Source organism: Clostridium tunisiense TJ (assembly GCF_000300195.1).
Classification (GTDB): Bacteria; Bacillota; Clostridia; order Clostridiales; family Clostridiaceae; genus Clostridium_J; species Clostridium_J tunisiense.
The window spans coordinates 12,204-33,053 of the sequence record NZ_AMQH01000015.1; the positions used below are offsets into that span (position 1 = coordinate 12,204).

The 20,850-nt window shown below is 31.4% G+C and carries 16 protein-coding genes, 2 tRNA genes and 1 riboswitch; of the genes, 15 read left to right on the forward strand and 3 right to left on the reverse strand.

From position 1 onward, the window contains the following. Nucleotides 1–284 precede the first annotated feature (284 nt). From cytX to thiE, 4 genes are all read left to right on the forward strand, one after another. On the forward strand, nt 285–1,511 hold the full coding sequence (cytX, locus tag C661_RS0115685) for a putative hydroxymethylpyrimidine transporter CytX (protein ID WP_017416296.1): 1,227 nt from the start codon (nt 285–287) through the stop codon (nt 1,509–1,511). A 20-nt stretch (nt 1,512–1,531) separates the two neighbouring features. Further along, the gene (gene thiD, locus C661_RS0115690; RefSeq protein ID WP_017416297.1) at nt 1,532–2,338 is read left to right on the forward strand and encodes a bifunctional hydroxymethylpyrimidine kinase/phosphomethylpyrimidine kinase; all 807 of its coding nucleotides are present in this window, start codon (nt 1,532–1,534) and stop codon (nt 2,336–2,338) included. 171 nt (nt 2,339–2,509) lie between these two features. Beyond that, on the forward strand, nt 2,510–3,322 hold the full coding sequence (thiM, locus tag C661_RS0115695; RefSeq protein ID WP_017416298.1) for a hydroxyethylthiazole kinase: 813 nt from the start codon (nt 2,510–2,512) through the stop codon (nt 3,320–3,322). Further along, complete coding sequence (thiE, locus tag C661_RS0115700) at nt 3,315–3,941, forward strand: thiamine phosphate synthase (RefSeq protein ID WP_017416299.1); 627 nt, start codon at nt 3,315–3,317, stop codon at nt 3,939–3,941. The genes thiM and thiE overlap by 8 nt, the downstream gene beginning before the upstream one ends. A gap of 28 nt (nt 3,942–3,969) precedes the next feature. On the opposite strand, the gene C661_RS0115705 is transcribed toward thiE, so the two are convergent. Beyond that, complete coding sequence (locus C661_RS0115705) at nt 3,970–4,638, reverse strand: TVP38/TMEM64 family protein (RefSeq protein ID WP_017416300.1); 669 nt, start codon at nt 4,636–4,638, stop codon at nt 3,970–3,972. Between the two features lie 603 nt (nt 4,639–5,241). Here C661_RS0115705 and rpsD point away from each other — a divergent pair. The 9 genes from rpsD to C661_RS0115750 all read left to right on the forward strand — a co-directional run bounded on the left by rpsD (nt 5,242) and on the right by C661_RS0115750 (nt 15,518). Beyond that, on the forward strand, nt 5,242–5,820 hold the full coding sequence (gene rpsD / locus C661_RS0115710; RefSeq protein ID WP_017416301.1) for a 30S ribosomal protein S4: 579 nt from the start codon (nt 5,242–5,244) through the stop codon (nt 5,818–5,820). Between the two features lie 266 nt (nt 5,821–6,086). Next, nucleotides 6,087–6,260: riboswitch (Lysine riboswitch) on the forward strand. Between the two features lie 104 nt (nt 6,261–6,364). Then, nucleotides 6,365–7,666 (forward strand): diaminopimelate decarboxylase, encoded by a 1,302-nt coding sequence (gene lysA / locus C661_RS0115715; RefSeq protein WP_017416302.1) that lies wholly within the window; start codon nt 6,365–6,367, stop codon nt 7,664–7,666. 296 nt (nt 7,667–7,962) lie between these two features. Continuing rightward, nucleotides 7,963–9,168, forward strand: coding sequence for an aspartate kinase (locus tag C661_RS0115720; RefSeq protein ID WP_017416303.1), 1,206 nt, complete (start codon nt 7,963–7,965; stop codon nt 9,166–9,168). A 947-nt stretch (nt 9,169–10,115) separates the two neighbouring features. Further along, the gene (locus C661_RS0115725) at nt 10,116–11,861 is read left to right on the forward strand and encodes an ABC transporter ATP-binding protein (protein ID WP_017416304.1); all 1,746 of its coding nucleotides are present in this window, start codon (nt 10,116–10,118) and stop codon (nt 11,859–11,861) included. Beyond that, complete coding sequence (locus C661_RS0115730; protein WP_017416305.1) at nt 11,861–13,645, forward strand: ABC transporter ATP-binding protein; 1,785 nt, start codon at nt 11,861–11,863, stop codon at nt 13,643–13,645. The genes C661_RS0115725 and C661_RS0115730 overlap by 1 nt, the downstream gene beginning before the upstream one ends. 483 nt (nt 13,646–14,128) lie before the next feature. Beyond that, nucleotides 14,129–14,260, forward strand: a complete 132-nt coding sequence (locus tag C661_RS24455; RefSeq protein WP_017416306.1) for a hypothetical protein — start codon at nt 14,129–14,131, stop codon at nt 14,258–14,260. Between the two features lie 550 nt (nt 14,261–14,810). Continuing rightward, nucleotides 14,811–14,885 (forward strand) — tRNA-Glu (locus C661_RS0115740). A gap of 3 nt (nt 14,886–14,888) precedes the next feature. Beyond that, a tRNA-Gln gene (locus C661_RS0115745) sits at nt 14,889–14,963 on the forward strand. Nucleotides 14,964–15,056: 93 nt separating this feature from the next. Then, nucleotides 15,057–15,518: a hypothetical protein gene (locus C661_RS0115750; protein WP_017416307.1), complete on the forward strand. Its 462-nt coding sequence runs from the start codon at nt 15,057–15,059 to the stop codon at nt 15,516–15,518. 203 nt (nt 15,519–15,721) lie between these two features. On the opposite strand, the gene C661_RS0115755 is transcribed toward C661_RS0115750, so the two are convergent. Both C661_RS0115755 and C661_RS0115760 read right to left on the reverse strand, forming a co-directional pair. Continuing rightward, nucleotides 15,722–16,339: a nitroreductase family protein gene (locus C661_RS0115755; RefSeq protein WP_017416308.1), complete on the reverse strand. Its 618-nt coding sequence runs from the start codon at nt 16,337–16,339 to the stop codon at nt 15,722–15,724. Between the two features lie 21 nt (nt 16,340–16,360). Continuing rightward, nucleotides 16,361–18,298: an NAD(P)/FAD-dependent oxidoreductase gene (locus C661_RS0115760; protein ID WP_017416309.1), complete on the reverse strand. Its 1,938-nt coding sequence runs from the start codon at nt 18,296–18,298 to the stop codon at nt 16,361–16,363. Between the two features lie 119 nt (nt 18,299–18,417). On the opposite strand from C661_RS0115760, the gene C661_RS0115765 reads away from it, so the two are divergent. Then, the gene (locus C661_RS0115765; protein ID WP_083861705.1) at nt 18,418–19,980 is read left to right on the forward strand and encodes a PucR family transcriptional regulator; all 1,563 of its coding nucleotides are present in this window, start codon (nt 18,418–18,420) and stop codon (nt 19,978–19,980) included. Between the two features lie 160 nt (nt 19,981–20,140). Beyond that, entirely contained in the window at nt 20,141–20,836 is a 696-nt protein-coding gene (locus C661_RS0115770) for a DUF969 domain-containing protein (RefSeq protein WP_414632515.1), read from the forward strand. Nucleotides 20,837–20,850 lie beyond the last annotated feature (14 nt).

Consider the following 20,850-nt stretch of genomic DNA (forward strand, 5'->3'; position numbering starts at 1 on the left):
ATGCTTTTTTTATTTTAATAGCTACAATCCATATTATTTGATAGTGCAAGTTTTCCACTAGTAATAAGCCCGAGATGGTTGTTACCTAACTAAACTTAAGAAGCGTGCTTGAAGTCCTATTCAGAAAGTATTAGAACAAAGCTCTTTGATTAACAAGTTAAAAATAAGAGCAGATGTAAATGATTTAAAAAAACGAATAAGGCTATGTTAAAAAAATCTCTTCTCAGTTTGGTTAAACAAAATCAATAAAAATCAATAAATAATTATTTTTAGGAGGCTTTAGTATGGAAAAAATGGAAGTAAAGCTAGGAAGTTTATCATTTTTCACATTGTGGTTTGGTGCAGCTATATCAATAGCAGAGATTTTTAGTGGAGGTCTTATTGCACCACTAGGTTTTAAAAAAGGGGTTTTGGCTATTTTAATTGGACATTTTTTAGGAACTTTTATTTTTGTGTTAGGAGGAATTATTGGAAGTAAGGAAAAAGTATCAGCCATTAATTCAACAGAAAAGTCCTTTGGAATATATGGAAAGAAGCTTTTTGGTATATTAAATGTTCTCCAGTTGGTTGGATGGACAGCAGTTATGATTAAATCAGCTTCATCTTCTTTAAATGCAATTTCAGTAGAGCTATGGCAGTTTAATAATAATATAATTTGGTCAGCATTTATTGGGGTTCTTGTAATTCTTTGGATTTGGCATGGTAATAAGGGTATTAAATATGTAAATGGAGTAGCAGTAACTTTACTTTTAGGCTTAATGTTATTTGTTGCATATTTTATATTTAAGAACCCAGCTGAATTAAATAAAACAGTAGAAGGAGCAATGTCTTTTGGTGCAGCAATAGAAATTTCAGCAGTTATGCCACTATCCTGGTTACCACTTGCAGCGGATTATACTAGACAAGGTACAAGCGTCAAAAAGGATGCTATAGGAAGTTTCTTAGGATATTTTTTAGGAAGTTCCTTTATGTATATCATTGGACTAGGTGCTGCTATTGTTATTGGAAATTCTGACATAGGTACAATTTTATTAGGTGTTAACTTAGGAGTTATAGCTTTAGGAGTAGTAGTACTATCAACAGTTACCACCACTTTTTTAGATGCATATTCAGCAGGAGTTTCATTTTTAAGCATAACGAATAAGTTTAAAGAAAAGTCTGTGGCAATTTCCATGACTATCATTGGGTTTGGGTTAGCCTTGTTCTTTCCAATTGAAACCTATGAAAGTTTTTTATATGCTATAGGATCTGTATTTGCACCACTGTTTTCTATAGTGTTAACTGATTATTTTATTTTGAAGAGAAAGTTAGAGAAATCAATTAAAGTTGATCCAGTAGCACTCTTAAATTGGATAGTTGGAGTAGGATGCTATTATGGCTTTGTTAAATTGGATTTTGTTTTAGGAGCTACAGTACCAGTAATGATAATTGTATCTACACTTTACATTGTGTGTAGAAAAATTTTTAATTCAAGAAAATTTATTATCGAAGATAGCAATCGTATAGCATAGAAATGGAACGGAGGGGTATTATGAAAAATTTATTAACTATAGCAGGGTCAGATTCTTGCGGAGGAGCTGGAATACAGGCTGATCTGAAGACTTTCTCAGCTCATGGAGTTTATGGCATGAGCGCTATTACAGCTATAACTGCTCAAAACACTCAGGGAGTTTTTGCAGTTCAAGATATTAATCCTGAAATAATTGAGGCTCAAATTGATGCCATTTTTCAAGATATAGAAGTCCATGGAGTTAAGATTGGTATGGTATCGCAAATAGAAACTATTAAGACAATAGGTAAGAAAATTAAGCAGTATAATCCACCTAATGTTGTAGTAGACCCTGTAATGATTTCAAAAAGTGGATATGATTTGCTTAAACCTGAAGCAAAGGTTACTTTAATTAAAGAATTAATACCATTAGCAAAATTAATCACTCCAAATCTTCCAGAAGCTGAAGCAATTACAGGAAGGAAGATTGAAACTTTAGAAGATATGAAGGTTGCTGCAAGAGAAATTTATAAAATGGGAGTTAAAAATGTACTTATTAAGGGTGGTCATTTACCAGATAGAGCGGTAGATGTTCTCTATGATGGAGAAGAATTTACTTTTTATGAGATGGACAGGATAGATACTAAAAATACTCATGGTACAGGTTGTACTCTTTCCTCTTCCATTACCGCTAATTTAGGAAAAGGACAAGATATAAAAACTGCCTTAAAAAACTCAAAGGAGTATATAACTTTAGCTATTAAGCATTCAATAGAATTAGGAAAAGGTGTTGGGCCTACTAACCATTTTTATTCTTTATATGAAAAGGCAGGGATATTAGAAGAGTAGTTTTGTTATTTGCTTATTTATGTAATTGAATACACTAAAACTTAATATAATAGCTTACCCAAAGGTTCAAATACTAGTGATAAGTTTTAACTATGTGTTTTTTAATGAATTTGTTAAGTATATTAGGTTAGTAATGAATGTAAAATGAATATTATAGAAGGAGAGTTAGAGATGAATATTATAGATGAAGTTATTAATAGCTTAAGAGAAGTAAAGGAAAAAAGTCCTTTGGTGCATCACATAACAAACTATGTTACTGTTAATGATTGTGCAAATATTGTACTAGCATTAGGAGGTTCTCCAGTTATGGCTGATGATATTAAAGAAGTTGAAGAAATGGTTTCTTTTGCATCGGCACTAGTTATTAATATTGGAACTTTAAATGAAAGAACTATTAATTCTATGATCAAGGCTGGAATTAGAGCAAATGAGTTAAATATTCCAGTAATATTAGACCCAGTAGGCGTAGGAGCTACAGCTTTGAGAACAGAAACTGCTAAGGTATTGTTAGAGAAAGTTAAGTTTGCTGTGATTAGAGGCAATATGTCTGAAATAAAAATTATTGCTGGTATAGATGTAGTTATTAAAGGAGTGGATTCAGTAGCTAGTGATGAAGGTGCGTTAGCGATAGCACAGAATTTAGCTAGAAGATTAAGTACAGTGGTGGTAATAACTGGAGCAAGAGATACAATAACAGATGGGAAAAGATATTGTTTAGTGGATAATGGACACAAAATCCTGTCTATGGTTACAGGAACTGGCTGTATGAGCACATCTTTGATAGGTACTTATATGGGAGTAACTCAAGATTCTTTAATAGCAGCAGTTGCCGGCATTATAACAATGGGCATTGCAGGGGAAAAGTCTTATGAATCCTTGAAAGAAGATGAAGGTATAGGGACATTTAAAGGAAGACTTTTTGATAATATATACAATTTTAGTGAAAAAGACTTAAAATCAAGGGGGAAAGTTACTTATGAATAATATAGATGTATCTCTTTATGCAGTTACAGATAGAGGGATTTTAGGAGAAAAAGATTTGTTTTTAAGTATAGAAGAAGCAATTGAAGGTGGAGTTACTGTATTGCAACTTAGGGAAAAAAATATATCTACTTTGGAATTTCACAATATTGCATTGAAAGCCAAGGCTATAACTTCTAAGTATAAGGTGCCTCTAATCATCAATGACAGGATTGATATTGTTATGAGTTCTGATGCTGATGGACTTCATATTGGACAAGATGATATGCCACTAGCCATTGCCAGAAAAGTCCTTGGTAAAGATAAAATAATAGGGGTGTCTGTTAGAACTTTAGAAGAAGCCTTAGCTGCTGTGGAAAATGGAGCAGATTATTTAGGAGTTGGAGCAGTTTACCCTACAGGATCAAAGGATGATGCTACTTTAGTAGGATTAGACATTCTTAAAGTTATAAAGGAAAATGTTAAAATACCAGTGGTTGCAATTGGAGGAATTAACGCAGATAACTGTAGACAGGTCATGAGTTTTAAGGCAGATGGAGTTGCTGTTATTTCAGCTATATTTGGAAAATCTAATATAGGTGATGCTTGTAAAAATTTAAAAGATTTAGTTCTACAAAAATAGAAAGTTTAAAGGTTATACTAAAGGGAAGTTATAGTCCTTTAGTATAACCTTTTTTTGTTTTAACTTTATTCCAAGATTTTATGCTGTAAAGTGTAATTAATGCAGTTCCACATAGAAGTAAAACTATTGTAAGTGTGGACATATGGAAGCTATAACCTAAAATACTATAAATAATAACCCAGGGAATATGAGTTAAAAGAACTATAGTAACATATTTTGAAAAGGAAATATCTAAGGTTGATAATAGTAAACAAAGCAAATCACCAGGAGCTATGGGGCAAAGAAGACCAATAGTAAAAACTTTAGTCCCACTATTGTTTAGTAGTTGGTGAAGATTAGGATTTTTCTTTATTAGCCAGCTTTTAAGATTATCACCAAGGAAATACCTACCTGCTAAAAATACTAATATCAAGCTAATTAGGTATGCAAGGGTAGAAAAAAATATTGCTTTTACAGGAGGGAAAATTAAACCACCTAAAACGCAAAATACAGAGCCGGGAATCCCCATAAAAACCCTTACAATAGAAAGAATCATAAAGGTTAGTAGAGTAGAATTAGGATTACTAAGGACAATTTTTTTTAGACTTTGTAAATCACTAGGTATCAACTTGAATTTATATAAAACTATAAGTAGAATAACATATAGAAATAGAAAAATAACTTTGTAGTTTACTTTGAGTTTTAGCAGTTTAGTCATAAATTTAAGCTCCTTGTATATTTATTGGTAACTAACTTCATAGGTATAAAATTTGTATAACTTTTTAATAAATAAGAATTTAAACACGCTATGGAAAAATAAATTTTCTATACTATAAAAACATATTTTTTTAATAACACATTTATAACAACTTTAAAAATTATTTTTATAATTAATTGTGAGAATTAAATGAATCCATACACATATCTCAATTTATTATATATGTAATTAGGACTTAAGTCACTATAAAAAATTACTATGTAGCCCTAAATTGCATATTACAGAATATGCAATATAAGTAGTGTATGGAGTTTTATATAAAATTTAATGATAACAGTGTATTAAGCCCTCTAGAAATCAAATAATATTGATTAAAAAGAAGGTATACAAAAGTACCTATAGTTTAATAAAGGATTTATTCATAAAAAGCAAGAGAAGATAGGAAAAAATTGGAGTTGTAAATGATAAAGATTATCATTTACAACGTTAAGCAACTATGTTATAATTTGATTACGGCTGACTGGCGCCAAATTATTACCGCGATAATTAATTAGAGCGGCAGAGAAATATTCCTGTAAGCTCTTCAACAACAGGAGGAATAATATGGCGAAATATATGGGACCTAGATTTAAAGTTGCAAGACGTCTAGGAGTAAATGTATTTAATCACCCAAAAGCATTAAACAGGGGTGTAAAAAAACAAAAGCTTTCTGAGTATGGAGAACAACTACTTGAAAAGCAGAAATTAAAAGCATACTATGGTGTGTTAGAAAAGCAGTTTAGAAAAATAGTTTTTGATTCAATAAAATCAAAATCGAAGACTGAAGATATGTTGGTTCAAAGTCTTGAAAGAAGGCTTGATAATTTAGTTTATAGACTAGGTTTTGCAGCTACTTTAAGACAAGGAAGACAAATGGTGAATCATGGGCATATTTTAGTAAATGGTGAAAAAGTTGATATTCCTTCCTATAAGGTTAATGTGGGAGACATAATTACATTGAAAGAAAAGTCTAAGAAGACTTCTATGTTTGTAACTAATTTCACAGACACTATGATTTCAGTACCTTATTTGGAGAAAAATGTTGAAGCATTCTCAGGAAAATTAATAAGACTTCCAAACAGTGAAGAAGTCCCTGTGGAAGTTAAGTATTCAAAGATTATAGAGTTTTATTCTAAAAATTAATAAACTTATGTGGTGCCTCAAAATTTGGGGTGCCTTTTTGTTATCTGAAATTAAATGCATACACTTATAATAATAGAAGGACCATGAGAATTATATTGAGGTGAATTTTAAAGTTATAAATGAAAAGTTTAATTTTCAAGAAAATATCTAATTGTTAGGAGATTTGATAAGTTATACATATAGAAAGTATATTGACTTCATGGATTAATTTTGATATACTCACTTCAATGCTTAAACAGCAGTTAAAACAAAATAGCGTATAAACAATATGATATAGAGGCCGCGAATTGTCAATAGTAACATATGCTTTAAGTAGGTATATGAGAAAGGGGCGTTCGCCGAAGTTCTTAACATAAAAGTTATGAATTGGGATTATACTGAATAAGTATAATACTGTCTTTAGAGAATTGCCCAATTTTCTAAAGGAGTGCTTATCATATTGGGGCAAAAGGATTATTGTTATTTATAACAGTCATGAGACCTTTTGCTCATGGCTGTTTTTGTTTTTCCAAAATAACTAATTAATAAAAAAGGGGAGAGTCCTATGAAATTATTTGGAACTGCAAATGTAAATGACAAAGGAAATCTAGAAATAGGTAAATGTGATGTAGTGGACTTAGCAAATAAATTTGGTACACCACTTTATTTAGTTGATGAAGAGTTAATTAGAAATAATTGTAGACTATTTAAAAGTAGCTTTAGTGATAGTGACATTGAAACTGAAGTGATATATGCATCAAAGGCATTTTTAAATTTAGCTATGTGTAAGATTATCCATGAAGAAGGGGTATCGTTAGATGTAGTATCTGGAGGGGAGTTGTACACAGCAATTAAAGCAAAGTTTCCTCCCGATAAAATCTATATGCATGGAAATAACAAAACGAAAGATGAGCTTACTCTTGCCATTAAGGCTCAAGTTGGAAGAATTGTTGTGGATAATCTTCAAGAATTATATTTAATTGAAAGATTATGCCAGGAGTTAAAAACAAAAGCTGAAGTGTTATTAAGAGTAAATCCAGGAATTGAGGCTCATACTCATGAATATATTCAAACTTCAACTAATGATTCAAAGTTTGGAATTTCTATATTTCAAGAGGAGATATGTGAAATAATAAGTAAGTTTCAAAGTAGTGACAATGTGATTTTAAAAGGATTCCATTGTCATATTGGATCCCAGATTTTTGAGGAAACCTCATTTTATAGAGAAGTTTCAGTAATGTTGCAATTTCTGGGGAAAGTAGCTAAAGAATGTGATTTTATTACTGAGGAATTAAATTTAGGAGGGGGCTTTGGAGTATATTACTCCAAAGATGATACCCCAGTTGATATTGCCAATTGCCTTCAGAATATGATTGAGACAATTAAAAAGAATGCTAAGAAACTTAATATTAAACTTCCAAAGATAATGATAGAACCAGGGAGAGCAATAGTTGCTAATGCTGGAACTACTATTTATAGCATAGGTGGAACTAAGAAAACCTATGGGGGAAAGAATTTTATTTTTGTTGATGGTGGTATGACAGATAATCCAAGAACTGCATTGTATGATGCGAAATATGAAGCTGTTATTGCAAACAAAGCTAACTATGAAAATAAAGAGACTTACACAGTGGCAGGAAAGTGTTGTGAATCCGGAGATGTGATAATAAAAAATATTGAATTGCCAATAGCAGAGCCTGAGGATATTTTAGCTGTATTTAGTACAGGGGCTTACAACTATAGTATGTCAAGTAATTATAATAGAATTCCTAGACCAGCAGTAGTTTTTGCAAAGGATGGAGAAGCTAAATTAGCTGTAAAAAGAGAGAGTTATGAGGATATATCAAGAAATGATGTTGAGTTCTAAAAATAAATGAAAGTTATGGAGAAATAACTTCAATTGTAAGTAATACATGATGAGAAGTTGTTTCTTTAAAAGACATAAGAAGAATAAAAAGCATATAAAATGCAAATGGTATGTTTACTTTAAAGTATGCACATATCAATGAAGCCAAGAGATTTTACTTTATTTATATAAGAATATAGAACATCCAAATTTAAAACAGAGTTAAGTATTTTAAATATCTCGTAGGATAAACCATCTAACTTTCAATGGTAATTATATGTATACAAGATATTTAGAATCAACTAGGAGGAATAATAATGGCTATTGTTGTACAGAAATATGGAGGAACTTCTGTAGGAACTGCAGATAGAATAAAGGCAGTTGCAGAAAGAGTAATAAAGAGAAAAAAAGCCGGTGATGAGGTAGTAGTAGTGGTTTCCGCTATGGGCAAAGCAACAGACCACCTTATTAATATGGCAAAAGAGATATCACCTAATCCTAACAAAAGGGAATTAGATATGCTGTTAGCCACAGGGGAGCAGGTTTCAATTGCTCTACTTTCAATGGCTTTTCAACAGTATGGTTTTGATTCTATTTCCTTAACAGGATTGCAAGCAGGAATAAAAACAACTGGAGTCCATACAAAAAATATAATTACAGATATAGATATCGATACAGTAAAGAATTATTTAGATGCAGGGAAAATAGTAGTTGTAGCTGGATTTCAAGGGGTAAATGAGAATGGCGATATTACTACCTTGGGAAGGGGTGGGTCCGATACTACAGCAGTAGCTTTAGCGGCCAAATTAAACTGCATTTGTGAAATTTATACTGATGTAGATGGAATCTGCAGTGTAGATCCAAGAGTATATCCTATGGCAAAGAAAATTCATAATATCAGCTATGAAGAAATGATGGAGATGGCAAGCTTAGGGGCTGGAGTAATGGAGACAAGAGCAGTTGAAATAGGATGTAAGTATAATATACCTATCTATGTAGCTTTAAGTAGTGAAGAAAAAAGAGGTACTTATATAAAGGAGTATGATGAAACTATGGAAGAAAAAGCAATTACAGGGCTTACAATAAATGATGATATTTTGATGGTAACAATAAACAATGTATTACATAAATCTAAAAATGTATCAATTATATTTAATAAATTAGCAAACCACCATATAAATATTGATATGATAAGTCAAACGGCACCTTTACATGATTATGTTAATGTATCCTTTACAGCTAATTTAGAAGATGAACAAGCCATTGATAAAGTAACTACAGAGCTAATGGATGAAATGCCAGATATCGAAATATATAAGGATTCTAATGTGGCAAAGGTATCTGTAGTAGGAATAGGAATGAAAAAACAATCAGGAGTTGCTGGTACTGTATTTAATATTTTTGCGGACAATGATATTGAATTTAAGCAGGTAACTACTTCTGAAATAAGCATTTCCTACACAATAGATTCTAAGGATACTCATAAGGCAGCTCTAGTACTAGCAAAAGGCTTAAATTTATAATTACTTTTAATAAGGTGCTTATAAGAATATATTAATAGTTTAATTTAAGAATAATATTGACTATAATGGAAAAAAGTACTAATATATATTTATATGGGTTAAATATAGAGTTCTTTTTAGAAATTTTAATTTAATCTCTAGAGCCTTTGAGATGGATAGGAATTAAGTTTATTCCAAAATAAAAAGCAAGATAAAATAAATTCGGAGGTAAAGGTAATGATTATAGCGTTCTACTTTAATATCCAGTAATAATTGTGCAAAAATTTCACAAGCCTTTAAGTTATGAGGTTTATTTGTGATGCACAAAATAATTTATTACTACTAAATACAATGTTTCATTAATAAAATTCGTAGATTGTATAACACATAACAAGTTACTGATTGTTATAAAGTTAAAAATTTATGAAGGTGTTTACTGAAACTATGAGTAGAACAACATTAATTACAATCCTTTGAATTTAATTAAATTTTAAGCTTATTAAAACTATTGAGTTTACTGTAATTATTCCATTTAGTATTTGGCTTTGGAATAACTAAGTAAATATTTTAGATATGGGTTATAAAATAGTAAATATTCTATTTTGTAATCACCATGATAAAAGCAGTGATAGTTAGTTAATAAAGTGTTTTTAATTAAATAAATGATAATTAATGTCATGGTGTTTTTACTCCATGACATTTTTATTAATCATTTTATAAATCTACAAAATAAAAGATACTGATTTTCTATTAACTAATTGGTAGGTAAATTATTTATAAAAGCTATTCAATTATAGTGCTTTTATTTTATGAAATGCTACTACCGAAGAAGCTAGTACTTTGTAGATATTTAATGCTATAACTTTAAAAATATATAGAAAGTTATGTGTTATAAAAATGAGTTAAAAAGGTTGTAAATGAATGGGGGTTCATTTACAACCTTTTATTTTTTTAGGGGAGGGGAAAATATGAAAATACCATTAAAGGAATACTTAAATTTATTATCAAAATACTTAAAGTCACAAATTAGAAGTGTTATATTCTTAGCAATTATATTAGGTGGTAATATAATTCTACAATTAGCAAATCCACAAATATTACGTTACTTTATTGATGAAGCAACTAAAGGGGACACAACCAGAGGTTTAACTATAGCTGCCATAATATTTATTGGAGCAGCTGTACTTCAGCAGGGTTTTAATTTAGTAGCTACGTACTTAAGTCAAAATGTGGGCTGGAAAGCTACTAACGGACTAAGAGTCGACTTAATCCAGCATTGCATTAAATTAGATATGGAATTTCATAAGGAACATCAAGCAGGGGAATTAATTGAGCGAATAGATGGGGATGTAAATGCATTATTCAACTTTTTTTCTAAGTTTATTCTTAATGTACTAACTAATGGGGTGCTTCTAATAGGTATTCTACTATTGCTTCTTAGAGAAGATTTAAGAATTGGGATTAGCTTGGGGAGTTTTGCTGCAATAGCACTTTGCATACTTTGGTATTTACAATCCACAAAGGTAGAGTCTTGGGTAGTGGATCGTGAAGCCTATGGTAAGTTATATGGGTTTATTGGGGAACAAATCACAAGTACAGAGGATATTAGAGCTAATGGTGCTAGAAATCACGTGATGAATAGATTTTATATAATCCTAAGAAAGCTACTACCAATTACTACAAAGGCTGTAATGAACTATTATAATATGTGGTCGGCTACCTTGATAGTGTTTACCTTAGGGAATGTTATTGCCTTCGCTATGTCAGCATATCTCTTTTTAAGTGGAAGTATAACTATTGGAACTGTATATCTTATTTTTAGTTATACAGAACTTTTGGCAAGGCCTATAGAGCAAATTAGGCAGCAACTACAGGATTTGCAGAAAGCTGGAGCTAGTATTACCAGAGTTAAGGAACTTTTAAACACTAACTCCAAGGTTATAGAAGGGTGTAAGATTTTAGAGTCAAAAGGTGCAATAGAAGTTAAGTTAGACAAGGTTTATTTTAGTTACGAAGAAGAAGCACAGGTGTTGAACGATATAAGTTTACAACTACCTAAAGGTAAAATTTTAGGGGTTTTAGGACATACAGGTAGTGGAAAGACTACCTTAGCTAAACTACTTGTAAGACTTTATGATGTAGATACTGGAGAAGTTTATTTGAACAATGAAAATATTAAAGCTTTAAGTTTTAAGGAGCTTAGAAGAAAGATAGCTTATGTAACTCAGGAAGTTCAACTTTTTCAGGCTACAGTAAGAGATAACCTTTCCATGTTTAACGTTGATATAAAGGATGAAGAAATAGTAAATGTTCTTTATGATGTGGGATTAAATCAATGGTATGAAGGGTTGCCTAATGGTCTAGATACTATACTTCAGGCTGGTGGAGGAGGACTATCCGCAGGAGAAGCTCAGTTATTAGCTTTTGTTAGAGTATTCTTAAAAAATCCAGGGTTGGTTATTCTTGATGAAGCAACCTCTAGATTAGATCCAATAACAGAACAGTTAATAGAAAAGGCCTTAGATAAGCTTTTAAAGGATAGAACTTGCATAATAATTGCACATCGTCTATGGACAGTACAAAGAGCCCATAATATTGTGATTTTAGATAGAGGTACTATAGTAGAACAAGGACAGCGAGAGGTTTTGGCGAGGGATGCTGATTCTAAGTTTTATAATTTATTACAAAAGGGTATGGAGGAGGTGCTTGTGTAATGGAAGTAAAAAAGGATAAAAACACTCTTTACTATATGTGGAAAATGATAACCTATAGACCATGGCTTTATTTATGTAACTGCATACTTTGGACTATAATTCATATTTCACCTTTAATACCAGGGCTTTTAGCTAAAGAGTTTTTTGATAATTTAAGCGGAAATGCAAGCTTAAATGTTGGTATCTGGGGTCTTTTAGTGTTAATGATAGTAGTTACACTTATGAGAGTAGTTTTTATTACTATTGGAGGAAGAGTAGACATAATTCATAGGTTTAATATGAGTGGTCTTATCAGGCGAAATTTGCTACAAGGAATACTAGATAAACCTGGAGCAGCATCGATAGCTTGTTCAGCAGGGGAAGCAGTAAATTGTTTCAGAGATGATGCAGACCAAGCAGAAAATTCTATTAGCTGGACCTTGGATGTAATAGGGAGTGCGGTTTTTGCTCTAGTTGCTATAATAATTTTGTTAAATATCAATGTAAAAATTACTTTGTTAGTATTTACCCCTTTAGTACTAGTTGTAGCTTTAGCACAAAGGGCTGGTGAGAGAATAGAAAAATATAGAGAAGCTTCAAGGGACGCCACAGCCAATGTAACAGGTGCTATGGGAGAGATCTTCTCCTCAGTTCAAGCAATTAAGGTAGCTGGTGCTGAAAAGGATATCCTAAAGAATCTAAATAAGTTAAATAAAGTAAGGCACACCCTCACTTTAAAGGATAGTATTTTAAATCAATTAATGCAGTCTATATATGAGAACACTGTGAGTTTTGGAACAGGTCTAATACTACTGCTAGTTGGTCAATCTATTAGAACAGGTAATTTCACCGTAGGAGATTTTGCTTTATTTATCTACTATTTAACCTTTGTTGCTGATTTCACTCAATTTTTTGGCTCCTTTATAGCTCATTACCAACAAACTGGCGTGGCTTTAAGAAGGATGATACAGCTTTTACAAGAAAGAGATGGGGAAGGGTTAGTGAAGCATAGCCCTTTATATTTAAAGGTAGATCCTGAAGAAAAGATTAAAAATGAAACTCTGAAGGAGGAAGGTAACACTAAAATATTAGAAAATTTAAAGATTAAGGACTTAACCTACACCTACGAAGGCGCAGGCAGTGGTATAAAAAATGTGAGTTTTAATATAAATAAAGGAGATTTCACTGTAATTACAGGACGTATAGGTTCTGGTAAAAGCACTTTAGTGAAAACTTTACTTGGATTGCTACCAAAAGAAAGTGGAGAAGTTTACTGGAACAATTCAAAGGTTGAAGCACCAGCAGAATTTTTTATTCCTCCTATAAGTGCTTATACTTCTCAAGTACCTAATTTATTTAGTGATACTGTAAAAGAAAATATTCTTCTAGGAATTAAAGAAAATCTGGTAGAACTAAACAAAGCAATTAATTCTGCTGTGCTAGAAAGAGACATTGAAACTTTACCTAGAGGGTTAGAAACAATAATAGGTTCTAAAGGAGTGAAACTATCAGGGGGTCAAATTCAAAGGACGGCAGCAGCTAGGATGTTTGCACGGAAAGCAGAGTTATATGTATTCGATGATATTTCTAGTGCTTTGGATGTAGACACAGAAGTTACCTTGTGGAATAGACTGTTTAATGATGATAAACCTACTTGTCTAGTGGTTTCCAATAGAAAGTTTGTACTGCAGCATGCAGATAACATCATTGTAATGAGGGAAGGAAAGATAGAAGCCCAAGGAACCTTAGAAGTATTATTAGAAAACTCTGAGGAGATGAAGCAAATTTGGAGCATAATTCAATAGTAAACCGTCATAGCCACAAAGCTTTAAGGGCAAATAAAGTATAGTTAATAAAAAGTTAATGAAATCTTCAAGAAATGTTTGACATAAATGTAAAATCATGATAAAATTGTTTTTGTTGATAATATTTTAAAAGGAGGTCGTTTGTATATGAAAAACTTTTATTTAACATTAATGAACAAAAATCTAACTAAATTAAATAATTTTAGAAGCGACCTGTGTGAGGAAGTTTAAAATATAAATTTTGATATTTTAAAGTCATAGGGTTGTGAAACTCTATGACTTTTTATATGTATGATACTATTGTGATATAAAGAGTCATGGTATGTCTTTATGCTTTTAAAGCTAAAAGATGTACTGTGATTTTTTTATTGCTTTAATATAGAAAAAAACACTTATAAGTATAAAAATTCCAAAAGGGGGTAATAATATCAAAGCTTTAGATATATTTCAGTACAATTTAAATTATGAAGGAGGTGATAATTTATGAAAGCTATATTAAATTCTATATTTGGAGAAAAGTCATACAAAGGCATAAAAAGTATGTGGGATGTGATCATGGACACAAATCACAATAAAAATCAAAGGATTGAAAATATTACTACGTTAAAAATGTAATAGGAAGTTATTGTTACACAAATTAGAAACTTATAATATTCATGTAAAAGTTGTGAAGTATCATTGGCGTGTATAGATATACAGCATATAATCAAGTGAGAACTTATAGAAAAGTGATAGTAACTTTCATAAAATAACATAGTTCGTAAAATTAAAAGTAAGGAAGGTTGATAATTATGAAAAATATAGTAATGAATTTATTAAGTAAAAGTTATAACAATTATGATAAGTGGAGTTATATAAAAATCAAAGAGCGGAAGAATTACTTGTGGATTGATAATATTCATAGCTTTAGAATGTAATAAAAACAGTTCATATGGATTATGAAAACAAAGAAGATAATTGCATATTCAATTAACTATAAAAAATCATCAATGGAATCCCTATTAAATTATGGAGGAAATTGATGATTTTTATTTACTTATAATAGGTTAATGAGAGCAAAGTATTCAGTTATTACAAAAACTGATAGGTGCTATTTGTTTCATAAATAATATGTATTGGTAAAATATGAAAGATACTATTAAAATTATAAGTGTAGTAAATATTAGGACCCTTGGTCAAGTGGTTAAGACGTCACCCTCTCACGGTGGAGTCAGGAGTTCGATCCTCCTAGGGGTCACCATGATGGGGTATAGCCAAGTGGTAAGGCACTAGATTCTGACTCTAGTATTCGTAGGTTCAAATCCTGCTACCCTAGCCAATACTTTTTCGGCTTAATTTTAAGGAATTTTGTTAATTTATTTAAATATTTATTAGTTGGATTTTTAGTGTTGAGTCTTAGGAGGTATTATACTTGGATAGAGATACGTTAAAATCTTTAGATGCAGATACAAGGGAAAAGATTATGAGAGAAGAACTGGGAGAGGAAAAGTGCAAAATAATTGATAAGTACAACCTTCACCCAAATCAAAGACTCTATTGGGAAAGACGGCAAGAGAAATATCCTATTCAAGAATATTTCAGTCATAATTTAGCTTTGAAAGCATCTCCTTTGGGTATGGTATTTCAAATATATAGATTATGTTATGCAAAGACCAAGTATTTTGAAAGCAATTGGTATAACTTTAAACCCTGTACTTATAACCACAAGCAAGGGTTTGTGGAGGCTGAAATTCATGAAATGGAATATATTAAACAGTTAAGTACAGGAATTGTTATTGATTTAAGAGAGCTTGCAAAAATTAAATGGCTAAGTGAATTTAAGGAGCTTTGCAAATATTTAGAAGAAAGACACAAGGAAGGAAATAAGGATTAACTTTAATAATCTTCTTAGGAAATTGGTTTATTTTTTAGATTTTCAAAACTCATATAGTTAAGCATTGTACCTAAAATTGGATAGTAATATTCTTTAATATTCTAGCGTAATAAAGCTAAGGATAGAAGTTAGTAATATAATAATGAGTCCCTTATAGCAAAAGCACAGTAGAAGTTTCTACTGTGCTTTTGCTATAAAATTTATTATATTTCTTTTAGTAATATTTCTTCCAATGCTAGTCTAGGTCTTTGTGATGGATCTTGATCTGGATAACCCACAGGAATTAATGCAACCGCTTCATATCTTTCCTCAAGATTTAGCATGCTATGAAGCTTTTCCTTATCAAACATCATAACCCAACAAGTTCCAAGGCCTAGGTCTGTTGCCTTAAGAGTAATATGATCAATTGCAATTGCAGCATTTAAGGTTAAGTAAGCTTTAATTGCATTTTCATCCAAGGTAGCCTTTCGTTTTGAATAATCTTCGGAAGACTCATCTGCTTTTTCTAGAGGTGTATCAGTGAAGGCTTCAGCCTCTCTAAGCTCTTTCATTCTATTACCTTGAGACATAACAGATTGTTTATCTATAAGAGCTACAATTGTTAATGGAGCTTGTGAAACGAAAGGTAGAGGTGTGCATCCCTTTAACTGATCTCTAGCTTCTTCACTTTTTATTATGATGTAACGAGTGGGCTGAAGATTTGTTCCAGAGGGAGCAAGTCTAGCTGCTTCAATTAACTGATGAATCAGCTCTTCAGACACTGAATCACTTTTAAACTTTCTTATACTTCTTCTACTTTCTACTGCTTGTTGTAATTCCATAATAGACCTTCTTTCTTAATTTTATAGTATATAAGACTTTTCAAAGCCTTGTCTTACTGCTTCTGCAATTCTTCCAGGTTTTTCAGCATCCCCAATAACTTTAACAATAGGAAAATGCTCCTCTAATTCCTTAGCTATAGCATTGTTTGATCTTATTCCAAGAGAAAGCACTACCTTGTCAATAGGGATAATTATAGTTTCGTTAGTTTTCAAGTTTAATAATTCCACAGAAGTTTCAGCAACCTTCATTAATTTGTGGGAAGTTAAGAATTTTGTACCATGAGCATTTAAATTTTTAATAACAGTGTATAGGTTTGAAGGATAAACTCCTGCACCTATTTGAGGAAGCATTTCCACAAGGGTTATTTTATTTCCTCTCACAGCTAAGTACTCAGCAGTCTCACAGCCAGTCATACCAGAACCGATAACAACAACACTTTCATTTTCTACTTTTTCTTTACCGCTCAATACCTGAGCTACTGTTAATACATTTTTGTTGTTTATACCTTCAAGGTTTGGAATAACTGGGTTGGAACCTGTGGCTATAAAGACAGCATAAGGGTTAATTTCTTTAATAGCTTCTATTGTAGCTTTAGTATTTAATTTAATTTCTACTCCTAAACTTTCTAAGGTTCTTTTGTAATAATCAATGAACCAAGTAAGTTTTTCTTTGTCCGGAGGATTACTTCCTAGGGAAACCATTCCTCCTAAGGTGTTTTCCTTTTCAAATAAGACAACTTTAAAGCCTCTTAAAGATAAAACCCTAGAAGCTTCCAAGCCAGCTGGACCTGCACCAATAACTGCTACAACTTTATTTTCTCCATTAGCCTCTAAATTATTAAATTCCAGTTCTCTTCCCATTCTTGGGTTTACTGCACATTTAGTAGTTCCACACTTTTCAAGCTCTTCTATGCAGTGTAAACAAGATATACAAGGCTTTATTTCTTCGCTTCTTTCTTCATAAGCTTTTAGTGACCATTGTGAATCAGCAAGTTGACCTCTACCTATACCTGCAAAATCCATTACGCCTTGGCTTAGAAGTTCTTCAGCAATTTCAGGGTGCTTAATATTATTAACAGCAATAACTGGAATATTAACTTCTGCTTTTATAGTTTTTGCTAAATGCTTCTTCCAGCCTTCTTTTAGACCTATTGGCTCAATTATAGTAAAGCCTGTCTCATAGATTCCTGAACTTACATTGATTGCATCAACACCAAGAGACTCCAAGTACTTAGCAATTTTAGTAGCTTCTTCTAAGTTTATGCCTCCCTCTACAAACTCATCACCGTCAATTCTCACACTTATAGGGAAGTGTTTGCCGCAAACTTGTTTGATACCAACAATGATTTCGGTGATAAATCTCATTCTTCCATTAAAATCTCCACCATATTTATCTGTTCTTTTATTTGTATAAGGGCTAAGGAATTGACATATCAAATATCCATGAGCGCCATGAAGTTCTACTCCGTCAATACCTGCCATCTGTGCGAATTTTGCACCTGTAACAAATTTCTTAACTAAGTTTTCCACTTCCATTGTTGTAAGCTCTCTTGGCTCTTCCTTACAGACTTTACAAGGGATGGGGGAAGGTGCTACAATTTGTCTTCCATTTATTAAACGTCCATGGCTTTCTCTTCCAGGGTGATGTAACTGAACGAAGATTTTGGTATCGTATTTATGAACAGTTTTAGCTAATCTTTCAAGGTTAGGTATGTGTTTTAAGTTAGTTGCACTTAATTGGTTAGGTGTTCCAACTCCAAATTCGTCATCTATTCTTGTTATTTCTGTAATAATTAAACCGCAACCTGCCTTTGCTCTTTCTTCATAAAATGCAATAAGTTCTGGTGAAGCTTCACCATTATAACCAGCTAGGGAAGTTCCCATGGCAGGCATAACAATTCTATTTTTTAGCTCTAAGTTTCCGATTCTACCTTTTGCAAATAGGTTCTCAAATTTCATAAATTCCCCTCCAAAGTAAGATTTGTTTATAATTTAACACAGTTACACTCTTTATTCTATGTAGCCCATAACCAAAAATAATTGAGGTTATAGTGCATTATGCACTATAATGAAATATTATGAGTTATAATAAAGCTAGGGGTGATACAATGATTATTTCTATAGTAGAACTTTTTGAAAGATTAAGAAAAACTTATTTAGGTATTAAGGATTACAACATAGCAGAGCCAATTGATATAACTGACATAGAGTTTATCACAAAGGATTTCAGTTCAAATAAAAACCAAATATTATATTTAGGCAAGTCATCCCAATTGCTGAATTTTCATGGGAATATGAAAGGAAATTTCATATTAATAAATGATGTGGATTTAAGTTCTAAGCTAAAAAACTGCAATTATGTGCTTGTAGATTGTGACGAAGATTTATTTGAACTATGGAATTACATTAAAACTTTATTTATGAAACAAATGTATACATCTAATCCAGCTACAAGCTTACTAAATTCTCTAGCTCAGGGGAAGGGGTTAAAGTATTTATTACAAATTGGTGCAGAAAACATAAACAACCCAGTTATATTAATTGACGGTGAATTTTCAGTACTTTCATACTCAACAAATAAAGAAATTAAAGATAGTTTATGGAAAGAAAATATAGAGATGGGATATTGTTCTTATGAATTTATTGCAGAAGTAAAAAAGATAAAATCTGTAAAAGAATCACCTTTAAGTATTGAACCCTATAAAGTAGTTTGTGATGAAAGCAATATAAATAAATTTGTAAGCAAAGTAATTATACATGGAAAGGTAGTTGCATATCTTCTTTTACTACAAGAAGAGGGGGAAGTATTAGAGGAACATCTTAATATTTTCAAAGTTCTCAATAGTGCAATTACTGAGGAGCTAAAAAGTAATTCCACTTACAAGAATATAAAAGGGGTAAAATATGAAAACCTACTTTTGGATTTACTAGAAGGTAAAATAACAGAAGAGGCTGTGGCTCTAGAGAGAATGAAAAGTGCTGAATGTAATTTTGGTGAAGAAATACATGTGCTTCTTATGGATATTTCAAATTATACTTTAAATGGTAAAGATAAAAACCTTAAAGCATCAATTGAGGAGGAGCTTATTGGGTCTAAATCTATATTTTATAAAGATGATATATTAATTTTATTAGATAAAAAGCATAAGAATCAATCTTTAGACCAAGTATTAGAAAGCTTCCTTCCATTTCTTAAAAAGAAAAAATTAGTTATTGCTGTAAGTGGTAAAACCACAAGACTTACAGAAATAAAAGACAAATATTTTGAAGCAAAAAATACAATGAATTATGCTAAAAAGATAAATAAAGAAAGTTTTATCCATAAATACAAAGACTTTAAATTTTATGACATATTAAACAAGGTTGAAGATAACTTATTAAAGTATTGTAACGAAGACGTTTTGAGGCTTATGCAATTTGATAAGGAAAATTCAACAGAGTATTGCAAAACTTTAAAAATATATATGGAAAGTAATCAAAATATTAATATGACAGCAAATAAACTTTTCATTCATCGGAATACTCTAAGTTATAGAATTAGTAAAATAAAAGAGCTATTAAGCATGGATTTTAAGGAAGGTGAACATCTATTTGAAATCCTGTATACCTTTAGAATTCTTGAGTTTTTAGAAAAAATTTAACCTCCTTTGTCAAGGGTACCTCCCTAGATAAAGGAGGTTTTCATGTAAATGTAAAGTTTTTAGAAATAAAATATGAATAATGTAGCCTGGGATACATCAATGGAATAAATATTTTGATAATTTATATGTATCAGATAATTAGTAAGGAGGTACTAAAATGATTAAACTTATAGGTATTTTAATAATTATAATTGGTTTTATTTTAAAACTTGATACCATTGCAGTTGTTGTAAGTGCAGGTATTGCTACAGGCTTAGTTGCAGGACTTTCCTTTAATGAAATAATGGAGATATTAGGCAAAGCCTTTGTTGGTAACAGATTAATGTCCATATTTATAATTTCTCTTCCAGTTATAGGACTTTTAGAAAGATATGGATTAAGAGAAAGAGCTGCATTCCTTATAGGAAAGTTAAAATCAGCTACCTTTGGTAGATTGACATCACTTTATCTTGTAATAAGAACTCTTGCAGCTATGTTCAGCTTAAGAGTAGGAGGACATGTACAGTTTATAAGACCATTAATACTTCCTATGGCTCAAGGAGCAGCAGATGCGAGCTATGGAGAAATTGAAGATAAAGATAAGGAAGCTATAAAAGGTCTTACTGCAGCAGTTGAGAACTATGGAAACTTTTATGGTCAAAACTTCTTCGTTGCATCAGGCGGAGTACTTTTAGTTGTTGGTGTGTTAAAAGAGCTTAACTATACGGTAGATGCTTTAAGCGTTGCAAAGGCAGCTTTACCAGTTGCAATCATTGCAATGGTTTTAGGAACAATACAATTCCTATACTATGATAAAAAGTTTGATAAAAAATATAAAAACAAAGTAAATAAAAATAGTACAAGCCATAAGGCTTAAGAAAGTGGAGGTGG